The following is a 12898-nucleotide window of genomic DNA, read 5'->3' on the forward strand; positions in this document are numbered from 1 at the left end:
CGAGATATGCGTCTGACGCATGCGTACCGCAGGTTTTCATTAACGATTGACGAATTCGCATAACGATGCGGCAGAAGCCTGCTTTTGCGGCGGCTGTCTCATGGGTCCTGATGGGCCGCGGCCCGGCATTTCGACTCGCCATCGCCGCCGGCAGCCGCGACGATGGCGCAAAGCTCAACCGGACCCGCCCGATGCCCGAATCGCCTGCCGCCCTCCCCGCCTGCCGTTTCCAGACCTTCTCCGAGCCGACCGATCCCGCCCAGGTCGCGCCGCGCATCGCGGCGCTGCGGCGCGAACTCGCAAGGCAGGGGCTCGCCGGCTTCATCGTGCCACGCGCCGACGAGCACCAGGGCGAATACGTCCCCGCCCATATGGCCCGCCTCGCCTGGCTGACCGGCTTCACCGGCTCGGCCGGCAACGCGATCATCCTCGCCGACAGAGCGGCACTGATCGTCGATGGCCGCTACACCATCCAGTCCCAGGAGCAGACCGACACGAACATCGTCACGCCGACGCGGATGGAAGAGACGCCGCTTGATCGCTGGATCGAGCAGAACCTGCCGGCCGGCGGGCGGCTCGGCTACGATCCCTGGCTACACACGGTCGACGGCGTCGCGAAGCTGGAGAAGGCGGCAGCCGCGGCCGGCGGCTCGCTCGTCGCGCTGTCGCAGAACCCGGTCGATGCGATCTGGCGCGACAGGCCGGCGCCCCCCGCCGCGCCCGTGAAGGCCCATCGCGGCGACTTCGCGGGAGAGGACGCCGCCAGCAAGCTCGCCCGCATTCAGGACGCGCTGACCAAGGCGAAGGTCGATGCGCTCGTCGTCTCGGACCCGCATGCGCTGGCCTGGACCTTCAACATCCGCGGCGGCGATGTCGAGCACACGCCCCTGCCGCTGGGCTATGCCATCGTCCCGCGCGAGGGCCGCCCCACGGTCTTCCTGGCGCCTGAGAAGATCACCAACGAAGCCGGAGACGCAATCGGCGCGGTCGGCGAGATTGCCGCGCCGGCCGCTCTGGCGACGCAGCTCGCGGCGCTGGGCGCGGCGGGGGCCAAGGTCAGGCTGGACGCGACGACGGCCGCTTCCGCGCTCGCGACCCTGATCCGCGATTCGGGCGGCACGCCCGATGCGGGCACGGACCCGATCGCCCTGATGAAGGCGCGCAAGAACGAAGCCGAACTCGCCGGCACCCGCGCCGCCCACCTGCGCGACGGCGCCGCGATGGTGCGCTTCCTGTCCTGGATCGCGCGCGAGGCACCCAAGGGCGGACTGACCGAGATCGACGCGGTCGCGGCGCTCGAAGCCGAGCGGCTGAAGACCGGCCTGCTCAAGGACGTCTCCTTCACCACCATCGCCGGCGCCGGCCCCAATGCGGCCCTGCCGCATTATCGCGTCACGGAAGCGAGCAACCGCCGCATCGAACCCGGCATCCTGCTGGTCGATTCCGGCGGGCAATACGAGGACGGTACCACCGATATCACCCGCACCATGGCGATCGGCGAGCCCAGCGCCGAAATGCGGGACCGCTACACCCGCGTACTCAAGGGCCATATCGCGATTTCGCGGGCGCTCTTCGTCAAGGGCACCTCGGGCGCGCAGCTCGATGCGCTGGCGCGGCTGCCGCTCTGGCAGGCGGGGTTCGATTTCGACCACGGCACCGGCCATGGCGTCGGCAGCTATCTCTCGGTGCATGAGGGGCCGCAGCGGATTTCCAAGCTCGGCACCACGCCGCTGGAGCCCGGCATGATTCTCTCCAACGAGCCCGGCTACTACAAGGAAGGCTATTACGGCATCCGCATCGAAAACCTGATCGTGGTCGAGGAGCGGGCCATCCCGGGCGGCGACCGGACCATCTACGGCTTCGAGACCATCACCTGGTGCCCCTATGAGCGCGCGCTGATCGACCGCGCCTTGCTGGACGCCGGCGAGATCGCCGGGATCGACGCCTATCACGCGCAAGTCTGGAGCCAGCTCGCGGGGCTGGTCGAGGGCGAGGCGAAGGCGTGGTTGAGGAGGGCATGCACGCCGCTATAAGCGAATATCGATATTGACACAACCTATGGTAGCATTATCGTCCCTGCCAATCTCGAGCGGGGGCGACCATGACCAGGCATTTCCTATCGATCGCATGCGGACTTCTGGCAGCCGGTTGCGCGACCTCGCCGCCGATCGATCTCAGTCAGCCCACCGGGGGCCGCGAGCTTCGGCCGGCGCGCGCCGGCATCAATGTCGGCTCGCTCTATTTCGCCCGCGAGAAGGCGACCGAGGACCGGTCCCGCCCCGTCAACCTTGAGCGTCTCTACGAAGTCGATCTGGCGCGATATGCCGTGCTGCCGGTCGATGCCAGACAGTCGGACGTCGATCTGAGCTTCAAGCTTGAGGCCAGCGGCGCGGTGAGCGGTATCAAGAACATCTTCGTCAATCTTGGCCTCAGTGGCAATTTCAGCGATCATTTCGAGTACAAGCTGACCAATGTCGTCGATCGCAGCATCAGCTATCAGGAGGCCGAGACGCTCTTCGCAGACCGGGCCTTCAAGCGCGATTGCAGCCACTGGCGCCGGAACATCTCGCGCGAGAACTGGGCGCGCTACCAGGTCCTCTCGCTCAAGACCGGCGACATCGTGCTCCGGCAGAAGACGGACAGCGGCGCCTCCGCCGACATCAAGGCCAAGATCGCCGTCGCAGAGCCGCAGCTCAAGGCCGCCCTGTCGCGCAGCTACAACCTCGCCGTGAGTGGACAGGGCATGGTGATCGCGGTCAACCCGATCATCCGCGACTGAGTCACGCGAGCGCCCGCAACGCCACCACCGCCGCGACGCCGACCGCCACCACGCCCAGCAGCGGCAGGCGCGTCGCGGCGAGCGCGGCGAGTAGCGCAGCCGCCGTCTCCGGCCAGCCGGTGGCGAGCGCGCTCGGCGCGATGACGGCGACGAGCACGGCCGGCGGGATCGCGTCGAAAGCGGCCTGGGCGCGTGGCGACAGCTGGAGCCGTCCGGCGAGCGCGAGCCCGGCGAGGCGCGTCGCATAGGTCGCGAGCGCCATGCCGAGGATGGCGAGCAGATTGTGCGGATCGAGCGTCATGGGCGCATCTCCGGCGCCGGCTCGGCATCCCCGACGGATCCGGCCGCGAACCAGGCGGCGGCGAGCCCGCAGAGCGAACCCGCCAGCACGTGCCAGGGCGGGCCAATGAGCCGGTAGGTCAGCGCCGAGGCCAGCCCCGCCGCCGCGACCGTCCAGAACGTCACCCGCCCCTTCCAGAAGGCGGCCACCAGCGCGATGAACAGCGCGGTGAAGGCGAAATCGGCCCCGAAGCGGCGCGGATCACCCAGCGCGGCGCCAACCACGGCACCGAGCGTCGAGGTCGCGACCCAGCAGGCGACGAAGGGCACCACCATCCCGAACCAGTAGGCCGGCGTCAGAGCGTGGGTGCGCGCCCGCTTCTCGGCCAGCGCCCAGTTCTCGTCGGCCATGAAATAGAGCCCGAGCGCCGTCTGCCCGCGCGAGAAGCCCGCGAGCTTCGGGACCAGCGAGGCGCTCATCAGCACATGGCGGGCATTGATCAGCAGCGTCGAGAACACCAGCGCACCGATCGGCGCCGGCGTCGCCCAGAGTTCGACGGCCGCGAATTGCGCCCCACCGGCGAAGACCAGGACGCTCATCGCCATCGTCTCCAGCGGAGACAGACCCTTGCCGGCCGCCAGAGCACCGAGCAGCAGCCCGATCGGCACGGCCGCCAGCATGGCGGGCCAGATGTCGCTGAGGCCCCGACGGGCATCGTCGCGCAAGGTGGACATCGTGATGGGCCTTCAGGAGAGATGGGCGGCGCGGAAGGCGCCCGGCGTCACGCCGAGCCTGGCCTTGAAGGCGCGCGTCAGATGCGCCTGGTCGCTGAAGCCGGTGGCGGCGGCCACCGCAACCGGCGCCTCCCCGCGACGCAGGCGGTCACGCGCGCGTCGCACCCGCACATCGACGAGGAAGGCATGCGGCGTCAGCCCGGTCTCAGCCCGGAAGGCGCGGATCAGGTGATGCCGCGGCAGGCCGACCGCAGCGCCGATCGCGGCGAGCGACAGATCCTCATCATGGCGGGCTTCGATCAGCGCCCGCGCGCGATCAACCGGTCCGGGTTCGCGCCCGATGAGGCGCGGGCCGAGATCGGCATGGCGCACGAGCATAGCGGCATAGGCCCGCAGCAGCGCCTCCTCGCCCGCCAGCGCATCCGCGCCCTCTTCCAGCAGCCGGTGGGCCGCGGCGAAGAGCGCAGCTCCGTCCGGATCATGCACGACGGGTGCGCGGAAGAAGGGCGTACCGGGGCTCCCGCGCCCGGTCAGCGAAGCCGCAAGCTCCTGCATCAGGTCGAGCCCGGGATAGCTCATCCGGTAGCGATAGCCGCCCTCGCTCGGCGCGCCATCATGGACGTCGAGCGGCTGATTCATCACGAGATCGCCGGGGCCGGCATAGAGCTTCCGACCGCGCGCATGCCAGACCTCGCAGCCGGTCAGGATCGTCCCGATCGCATAGGTGTCATGGGCATGGGGGGCATAGGCATGCGTGCGGAAGGTCGCCGCCAGGAACTCCAGCCCGTCGAAGCGGCGCGCGGCGAAGAGATGCGCCCGCTCTCCCGCCTTCAGCGGCGTCTCGGCCAGCGCCTGTTCCTGCGTGATCAGATCCATCGCGCGAGGTTAAACCCGATCACGCGGGGGCCGTCTTGAAGAAAAGTGATCGGGCGCATCAGCGCCGCCGATAGGACCTGGCAGGGAATAGGCGGCCGGCTCAGCCGCCGACGAGATCGAACCAGCCGGCCTCGTCGATCACCTGGACGCCGTGCTTTTGCGCATCCTTCAGCTTCGAGCCCGCGCCCGGCCCGGCCACCAGCAGATCCGTCTTGGACGAGACCGAGCCCGCGACCTTCGCACCGAGGCGCTCCGCCATCGCCTTGGCCTCGTCGCGGGTCATGCGCTCGAGCGCCCCGGTGAAGACCACGATCTTACCGGCGACGGGGCTGGCGGAGGCGACGGCCTCCAGCGGCTGCGGCGTCACCTGCGCCAACAGGCGGTCGAGCAGTTCCTCATTGTGCGGCTCGCCGAAGAAATCGGTCAGCGCCTCGACCACGGTGGGCCCGACGCCATCGATCGCGTCGAGCTCCTGCCGCTCTGGCGAGACCGGGTCGGCCGCCGCCAGCCCCGCCGCCCGCAGGGCGTCGAAGGAGCCGTAATGGCGCGCCAGCAGGCGGGCATTGGTTTCGCCGATATGGCGGATGCCGAGCCCGAAGATGAAGCGGTTGAGCGGGGGCGTCCGGCGCTCCTCGATCGCGGCGAAGAGCTTGGTCACGCTCTGGGCGCCGAAGCCTTCCTTGTCCTTCAGCTTCTTGAGATTGGCGGCGTCGCGCGCGGCGAGCGTGAAGATGTCGGCCGGCTCCTTCACCGGCAGGTCGGGATCGCCGTGGAAGAACTCGATCTGCTTGTCGCCGAGCCCGTCGATGTCGAGCGCGTCGCGCGAGACGAAATGCTTCAGCCGCTCGACCGCCTGCGCCGGGCAGATCAGCCCGCCGGTGCAGCGGCGCACCGCATCCTCCTTGCCGGAGCGCGGATTGATCTCGCGCGTCGGATGGCTGCCGCAGGCGGGGCAGAGCGTCGGGAAGACGTAAGGCTTGGCCCCCACCGGCCGCTGGCTCAGATCGACCGCCGCCACCCGCGGAATCACGTCGCCGGCGCGCTTCACCGTGACCGTGTCGCCGACGCGGATGTCCGGCGGCTCGCCGTCGCGGATGCGCTCGCCCTTGGAATCGTAGCCGCGGATGTAATCCTCGTTGTGCAGCGTCGCATTGGTGACGACGACGCCGCCGACCGTCACCGGGCGCAGGCGCGCCACCGGCGAGAGCGCGCCGGTGCGCCCGACCTGGATCTCGATCGCCTCCAGCACGGTCGTCGCGAGTTCTGCCGGGAACTTGTGCGCGATCGCCCAGCGCGGCGCCCGCGAGACGAAGCCGAGCCGCGCCTGAAGCGCGAGATCATCGACCTTGTAGACCACGCCGTCGATGTCGTAGCCGAGCGTGGCGCGCTGGCTCTCGATCAGCCGGTAATGCGCGATCAGCGCCTCGACGCTCTCGCAGCGCTGCATCAGCGGATTGGTGCGGAAGCCCCAGCGCCCGAAGGCCTCGACCACGCCCGACTGCGTCGGCGCCGGCAGCTCCGGCATCTCGCCCCAGGCATAGGCGAAGAAGCGCAGCGGTCGCGAGGCCGTGATCGTCGCGTCGAGCTGGCGCAGCGAGCCTGCCGCCGCATTGCGCGGATTGGCGAATTCGGGCAGCCCCTTCTCGCGCTGGCGCTCGTTGATCCCTGCGAAATCGGCATGGCCCAGATAGACCTCGCCGCGCACCTCCGCGACCGCCGGCACGTCCGGCCCGGCGAGCGCCTGCGGTATCTCGGCAATGGTGCGGGCGTTGACCGTGACGTCCTCGCCCTCCTCGCCATCGCCGCGCGTCGCGGCATGGACGAGCGCGCCGTTTTCATAGCGCAGTGAGAGCGACAGCCCGTCGATCTTGGGCTCGGCGGTGAAGGCGATGGGGTCCTCCTCCTTGCGGCCGAGGAAGCGGTGGACGCGCTGGACGAATTCGGCCACGGCCTCGTCGGTGAAGGCGTTGTCGAGCGAGAGCATCGGCACGCGATGGCGGATCTTGGCGAATTTGCCCGACGCCTTGGCGCCGACCTTGGCGCTGGCCGAGGCCGCTTCCTTCAGTTCCGGATGGGCGTCCTCGATCGCCACCAGCCGCAAGCGCAGCGCGTCGAAGGCGGCGTCGTCCATCACCGGTGCGTCGTTCTGGTGATAGGCGATGTTGGCCGCCTCGACCTGGGCGGCGAGGCGCTTGTGTTCGACCTTGGCCTGGCGGGCGGTCAGATCGGAGACGGGGATCGGCTGCGGCATGCTCATGGCCCTTCATTAGGCGAGAAGCCGTCGTCGAAAAAGGGCAGGAGCGCCGCGCGAGGGACCGCTCTCCCGCATTCGTGTTCGCGTCGGAAGCGACAGGGCGTGCATTTCGGGCTATCGTGGCACCAGCTGGGAATTGGAAGCTCGACGCCTTCAGGCCGTTGACCCAAGGATCGCGTCAAAGGGCTGCAAGGCGAACCGGGCCGCAACCGGGAGACACGCCATGGCCGATATCAATGCTCCTCTGCGCGCCGCCGCACGGGACCAAGGCCCCGCGCTGCCGCGCATCAACACCATCACCGTCGCGGATTTGCGCGATGCGCTCGCCCGCGGCTGGGAGGATTTCAAGGCCCAGCCCAGCCATCTCGTCTTCGTCGCGCTGATCTATCCCGTCATCGGCGTGCTGCTCGCGCAGGCGACCGTGAGCTTCAACATCTTCCCGCTGCTGTTTCCGCTGCTCGGAGGCTTTGCGCTGCTGGGCCCCTTCGCCGCGATCGCGCTCTACGAGGTCAGCCGCCGGCGCGAGCGCCAGCTCGATTCGGGCTGGGAGCATGCCTTCGCCGTTCTGCGCTCCCCGGCGATCAGCCAGATCCTGCTGCTGGGCGCGATGCTGACGGGCCTGTTCATCGCCTGGCTGATCTGTGCCTGGGTGATCTATCGCGGCCTGCTCGGGCTGCCGGCGGACGTCTCCACCGCAGACTTCCTGCGCACCGTCTTCACCACCCCGCAGGGCTGGATGATGATCGTCGCCGGCAATCTGGTTGGGCTGCTTTTCGCCATCGTCGCCTTTTCGATTTCGGTCGTCGCCTTTCCGCAGATCATCGACCGGCGCGTCGATGTCGCCACGGCGGTGCGCACCTCGATCGCCGCCGTCGAGCACAACCCGCGCGTGATGGTGATCTGGGGCCTGATCGTCAGCGGGCTGCTGGTTCTGGGCAGCCTGCCCTTGCTGGTCGGACTCGTGGTGGTCATGCCGGTTCTCGGCCACGCCTCCTGGCATCTCTACCGCAAGGTGGTCGACGGCTGAGGGCAGCCCCGCCCGAAGCAGAGCGGGGAACAATCGCCGGAAAGCGAGGTTCATGGAGCGTGAGCGACGAGGCTCACGGGCGCGCGGGCCAACGGGCCCGCCCTTCTTCCGGGGGCACCATCCATGAACAACATCATCTACATCGTCGGACTGATCGTCGTCGTCCTGGCCATCCTCTCCTTTCTCGGCCTGCGCTGAGGAAGGGTCGGCGGCGCCAACGCGGCCCGATGATCAGCCCACAATCATCTCAGCGCGGCTTCTTGCCCTTGTAGGGCGCCTTGCCGGCCGGGCGGGCATCGCCGTCGCGTGAGGCGGGCTTGCCGGCAAAGGGCTTGCCCGCGAATGGCTTGCCCCCACCCGACTTGCCCGCGCCGAACGGCTTGGGCGCATAGGGCTTCTTCTCGCCATAGGGCTTGTCGCCGGCCGGCTTGTCGTAGCGCGGCTTGGGGCCGGACCGGAACGAGACGTTCGGGTCCGACAGCGCGTCACGCTCGCTGCGCACCGGATCGTAGGGCTTGGCCGCGCCGAAGGGCTTCGACTTGCCCTCATAGGCCTTCTTCTTGCCCTCATACGGCTTCGGCTCGCCGCCTTCCGAGGGTTTGCCCTCATAGGGCTTCGGCTCATAGGCCTTCTTGGCGTAGGGCTTCTTCTCCCCGCCTTCGTAAGGCTTCTTCTCGTAGGGCTTCTTCTCGTACGGCTTCTTCTCGTAGGCCCGGACGGGGCGCGCATCGCCTTCCGGCTTGGAATAAGGCGCGGGCGCATGGCTCGCCTTTTCGGCGAAGGGCTTGGCCGGGCGGCGCTCCTCCTCGCCGGTGACCGGCTCGATCACGATCTTGTCGCGATCGACCGCCTTGGCCAGCTCGTAGAAGCGCTCGGCGACATCGGCGTCGATCTCGACCTTGGTCTCCTTGTCGAAGATGCGGATCGCGCCGACCTCGTCGCGGGTGATCTTGCCGCGGCGGCAGATCATCGGCAGCAGCTGGCGCGGATCGGCGCCGTCCTTGCGGCCGATGTTCAGACGGAACCAGACGGTGTCGCCACGCGGACCGGACTTGTGGCGCGGTGCGTCCGAACGCGGGCTGTCGTCGCGGTTTTCGCCGAAGCGCTGGCCCTCGCGCGGCGCGTAATCCTCGCGGGCCCGGGCCGGACGGCGCTCGTCGCGCGCGAAATTCGGGTCCCCGGCCTCCTCCGAAGCCGGCAGCCGGGCGCGGTAGATCCGCACCAGCGCGGCGGCGATCTCGTTGACCGTACGGCCGGCGATCAGCGCCTCGACCATCGCGGCATCGACCTCGCCCGGCTCGCCGGTCAGGATCGGGTCGCTGAGCAGGCGCTCCTTGTCGAGTTCGCGGATCTCGTCCTGCGTCGGCGGGCCGGCCCAGACGGCCTCGACCTTGGCCTCGGCCAGCAGCATCTCGGCCTTGCGCCGGCGCGACGGCGGCACCAGCAGCACGCTGGTGCCCTTCTTGCCGGCCCGCCCGGTGCGGCCGGAGCGATGCTGCATCACCTCCGGGTCGTTGGGCAGTTCGGCATGGATGACCAGCGTCAGGCCCGGCAGATCGATGCCGCGCGCGGCGACGTCGGTGGCGACGCAAACGCGCGCCCGGCCGTCGCGCAGCGCCTGCAGCGCCGAATTGCGCTCGCTCTGCGAGAGTTCGCCCGAGAGCGCCACGGCGGAGAAGCCCCGCTCCAGCAGGATCGCCTCGAGATGGCGGACCGCGTTGCGGGTGTTGCAGAACACCAGCGAGCACGGCGAATCATGGAATCGCAGCAGGTTGACGACCGCGAGCTCGGCTTCCTTCGGGTAGCACCGGATGGCGCGGTACTCGATGTCGGCATGGCCGCCCGGGGTGGCGGCGACCTCGATGCGCAGGGCATCATTCTGGTAGCTCTTGGCGAGCTGGATGATCGCCTTGGGCAGCGTCGCCGAGAACAGCAGGCTCTGGCGCTCGGCCGGCGTCGTCTTCAGGATGAATTCGAGGTCGTCGCGGAAGCCGAGATCGAGCATCTCGTCGGCCTCGTCGAGCACGACGGCCTTGAGCGCGGATACGTCGAGGCGATGGCGCTCGATATGGTCGCGCAGGCGGCCCGGCGTGCCGACGACGATATGGGCGCCCTCATCCAGAAGCGCGGCCTCGCGGCGCGGGTCCATGCCGCCGACGCAGGCGATGATGCGGGCATTGGCGTGCTTGTAGAGCCAGGCGAGCTCGCGCTGGACCTGGAGGGCCAGTTCACGCGTCGGCGCGATGATCAGGGCGAGCGGCTTGGAGGCGCGGCCGAAGGCCTCGGCCTCGCCCAGCAGCGTCGAGCCGATGGCGAGGCCATAGGCGACGGTCTTGCCGGAACCCGTCTGCGACGAGACCAGCAGGTCGCGGCCGGCGGCGGCCGCCTCCAGCACGGCGCTCTGTACCGGCGTCGGATCGGAATAATTGCGTTCGGCGAGCGCCCGCGCGAGCGGCGCACTCGAGGTCAGAAAGGACATGGATAAACGGGCCTAAAGGTTACGGCGCGAGATCGGAATGACGGCGCAGGATGTCGGCGATGGGCGTGGTCGCAGCCATCGATTGCAGCGGCTCATAGCGCAAATGGCGACGGAAAGAAACCGTGGTGGCAATCGCTGCCTGAAAGGGTACGCCCGACGATCCAAACGGGCCGTCATTCCGGACAAGCCGCGCCAGCGGCGCCGCTCCGGAATCCATCCTGGAGCGCAGCGCCCGACGATGGATTCCGGGTCTTCGCTGCGCTCGCCCGGAATGACAGAGCAGGTTTGATCAGCTCTTGTGGCCTTGACGACTCAGGCCCGTCGCGCGATCCCGCCGCCCTTTGCAGGGAAAGCGATGCGGATGCGGTGGGTGATCGTGGCGGTGGTGTTGGCGGCGAGCGCGCAGGCTCATGCCCAGGACGGCGCGCAGATGATGACGCTGGCCGAGGTCAAACAGCGCCGCGCCGAACTCGCCGGGCTCTTCATCCGCGTCGAGAACGTCACCGTCTCCGGCTTCACCATGGCCCGCGGCGGCCTCGCCCAGGACGCCAGCGGCACGGTGCGCCTCGACGATACCGGCATGCCGCAGGACACCATCACCTATCTCGAACGCCACTGCGCCAATGCCGGCGCGAAGGCTGGCGCGGCCGCCCCGGCCGGGTGCCGCGGCGCGCTGGAGTTCACGGTCGCCTCAGCGCAGGGTGCCTTCACCATCAGTGACGCGCAGTTCATTCCAGGGCGGTGAGGTTCAGCCGAAGCGCGGCTGGCCTCCTTCTACCCACGCACCCCGGCAGCCTCCAGCAACCGCCCGGCGGCCGCCCTCGCCTCTTCGGTGATGCTCGCGCCCGCCAGCATGCGGGCGATCTCCTCGCGCCGCGCCTGATCTTCAAGCGCCGTCACCCGCGTCACGGTGCGGGAGGCGGCGTCACCGGCGAGCGCCGATTTGGCGATGAGGAAATGCTGGGAGGCCTTGGCCGCGACCTGCGGCGCATGGGTCACCGAGATCACCTGGACCTTGCCGGCGAGCCGCGCCAGCCGCTCGCCGATCGCGTCCGCGACCGCGCCGCCGACGCCGGTGTCGATCTCGTCGAAGACCAGCGTCGGGGCCGAGCCGCGCTCGGCCAGCACGACCTTGAGCGCCAGCATGAAGCGCGAGAGTTCGCCGCCCGAGGCGACCTTCATCATCGGCCCCGGCCGCGTGCCCGGATTGGTCTCGACCCAGAACTCGACGCGGTCGAAGCCTTCCGGGCCCCGCGCCGTCTCGTCGCTGTCGATCTTGGTGATGAAGCGGGCCCGCTCCAGCTTGAGCGGCGGCAATTCGGCCTTCACGGCAGCGTCGAGCTTCGCCGCCGCTTTCTGGCGGGCTGCGGAGAGCTTGCCCGCGAGTGCGACGAAGCTCGCCTCGGCCTTCTGCAGCGCGTCTTCGAGCCGACCGAGCGAGATCTCGCTGTCGTCGAGCGCCGCGAGATCGGCTGTCATGCTCTGCGCCAGCGGCACCAGGCCATCGACCGGGACATCGTATTTGCGGGCGGCGCCCCGGAGGGCAAACAGCCGCTCCTCGACGCGCTCCTGCTCGCGCGGATCGTATTCGGCGGCGCGCATGCCGGCCGAGAGCGTCTCGCCCGCTTCTTCGAGCGCGACGATCGCGGTGTTCAGCGCCGCAAGCGACGGGTCGATCAGCGCCGGCGCCTGCCCGGCCCGGCGCTCCAGCCGGCGCAGCACGGCCGACAGCGCGGATATCGGCGAGCCCTGCCCGCCCACCGCCTCATAGGCGTCGATCAGGTCGCGGGCGACCTTCTCGGCCTGCATCATGCCCTGGCGCTGGGCTGCGAGCCCCTCCTCCTCGCCGGGCTTGGGCGCGAGCTTGCCGAGTTCGGCGACGGCGTGGCGCAGGAAATCGGCCTCCTTGCGCGCCGCCTCGACGCGAATTCGCTGCGCCTGCAGGGCCTGGCGGGCGCGCTTGAGCGTCTCGCTGGCGGCGGCCACGCTCTCGGCCTGCGCCTCGAACCCGCCGAAGCCGTCGAGGATCATGCGGTGCTGGGCGGGGTCGGTCAGCGCGCGATCGTCATGCTGGCCATGGATCTCGACGATCGCCGCCCCGATCATCCTGAGGATCTGGACGCTGACCGGCTGGTCGTTGACGAAGGCGCGCGTGCGCCCGTCCGCATATTGGACACGGCGCAGGATCAGATCGCCGTCGGTGTCGATTTCCTGGGCCTGGGCGAGCTTGCGGGCGCCATGCTCATGCGGCAGGTCGAAGACGGCACTGACCTGGCCCTGTGCCTCGCCATGGCGCACGAGACCGCCATCGCCGCGCCCGCCGAGCGCCAGAGCGAACCCGTCGAGCAGGATCGACTTGCCGGCGCCGGTCTCGCCGGTGAGCACGCTCAGGCCGTCCCGAAACGTCAGGTCGAGACGGTCGATCAGGACGATGTCGCGTATCGACAGTTGGACCAGCATGGCACTCAG

10 protein-coding genes are annotated in these 12898 nt (G+C 69.3%); 4 read left to right on the top strand and 6 right to left on the bottom strand.

Annotation, left to right across the window (positions count from 1 at the left end; all coding sequences use genetic code 11):
- Window positions 1-191 precede the first annotated feature (191 nt).
- The gene (locus Q8S38_RS20485) at window positions 192-2033 is read left to right on the top strand and encodes an aminopeptidase P family protein (protein WP_305682188.1); all 1842 of its coding nucleotides are present in this window, start codon (window positions 192-194) and stop codon (window positions 2031-2033) included.
- A 68-nt stretch (window positions 2034-2101) separates the two neighbouring features.
- The gene (locus Q8S38_RS20490) at window positions 2102-2779 is read left to right on the top strand and encodes a hypothetical protein (RefSeq protein ID WP_305682189.1); all 678 of its coding nucleotides are present in this window, start codon (window positions 2102-2104) and stop codon (window positions 2777-2779) included.
- A 1-nt stretch (window position 2780) separates the two neighbouring features.
- Here Q8S38_RS20490 and Q8S38_RS20495 read toward each other — a convergent pair whose 3' ends face one another.
- The 4 genes from Q8S38_RS20495 to ligA form a co-directional block, all read right to left on the bottom strand.
- Window positions 2781-3080, bottom strand: a complete 300-nt coding sequence (locus tag Q8S38_RS20495) for an AzlD family protein (RefSeq protein ID WP_305682190.1) — start codon at window positions 3078-3080, stop codon at window positions 2781-2783.
- On the bottom strand, window positions 3077-3793 hold the full coding sequence (locus tag Q8S38_RS20500) for an AzlC family ABC transporter permease (protein ID WP_305682191.1): 717 nt from the start codon (window positions 3791-3793) through the stop codon (window positions 3077-3079). The genes Q8S38_RS20495 and Q8S38_RS20500 overlap by 4 nt, the downstream gene beginning before the upstream one ends.
- Before the next feature lie 12 nt (window positions 3794-3805).
- Window positions 3806-4669 carry an AraC family transcriptional regulator gene (locus tag Q8S38_RS20505; RefSeq protein WP_305682192.1) on the bottom strand — a complete coding sequence of 288 codons (864 nt, stop codon included), beginning with the start codon at window positions 4667-4669 and terminating at the stop codon, window positions 3806-3808.
- A 100-nt stretch (window positions 4670-4769) separates the two neighbouring features.
- Entirely contained in the window at window positions 4770-6926 is a 2157-nt protein-coding gene (gene ligA / locus Q8S38_RS20510; protein WP_305682193.1) for an NAD-dependent DNA ligase LigA, read from the bottom strand.
- A 220-nt stretch (window positions 6927-7146) separates the two neighbouring features.
- Here ligA and Q8S38_RS20515 point away from each other — a divergent pair, with 220 nt between their 5' ends.
- Window positions 7147-7950 carry a DUF2189 domain-containing protein gene (locus Q8S38_RS20515; RefSeq protein ID WP_305682194.1) on the top strand — a complete coding sequence of 268 codons (804 nt, stop codon included), beginning with the start codon at window positions 7147-7149 and terminating at the stop codon, window positions 7948-7950.
- Between the two features lie 247 nt (window positions 7951-8197).
- On the opposite strand, the gene Q8S38_RS20520 is transcribed toward Q8S38_RS20515, so the two are convergent.
- The gene (locus tag Q8S38_RS20520; RefSeq protein WP_305682195.1) at window positions 8198-10429 is read right to left on the bottom strand and encodes a DEAD/DEAH box helicase; all 2232 of its coding nucleotides are present in this window, start codon (window positions 10427-10429) and stop codon (window positions 8198-8200) included.
- A 361-nt stretch (window positions 10430-10790) separates the two neighbouring features.
- Between Q8S38_RS20520 and Q8S38_RS20525 the strand changes: the two genes are divergently transcribed.
- Window positions 10791-11174: a hypothetical protein gene (locus tag Q8S38_RS20525; protein ID WP_305682196.1), complete on the top strand. Its 384-nt coding sequence runs from the start codon at window positions 10791-10793 to the stop codon at window positions 11172-11174.
- A gap of 29 nt (window positions 11175-11203) precedes the next feature.
- Here the strand turns inward: Q8S38_RS20525 and recN are convergent, their stop codons facing one another.
- The gene (gene recN / locus Q8S38_RS20530) at window positions 11204-12889 is read right to left on the bottom strand and encodes a DNA repair protein RecN (RefSeq protein WP_305682197.1); all 1686 of its coding nucleotides are present in this window, start codon (window positions 12887-12889) and stop codon (window positions 11204-11206) included.
- Between the last annotated feature and the right edge of the window lie 9 nt (window positions 12890-12898).

It is taken from the genome of Allobosea sp. (genome assembly GCF_030695125.1).
GTDB lineage: Bacteria > Pseudomonadota > Alphaproteobacteria > Rhizobiales > Beijerinckiaceae > Allobosea.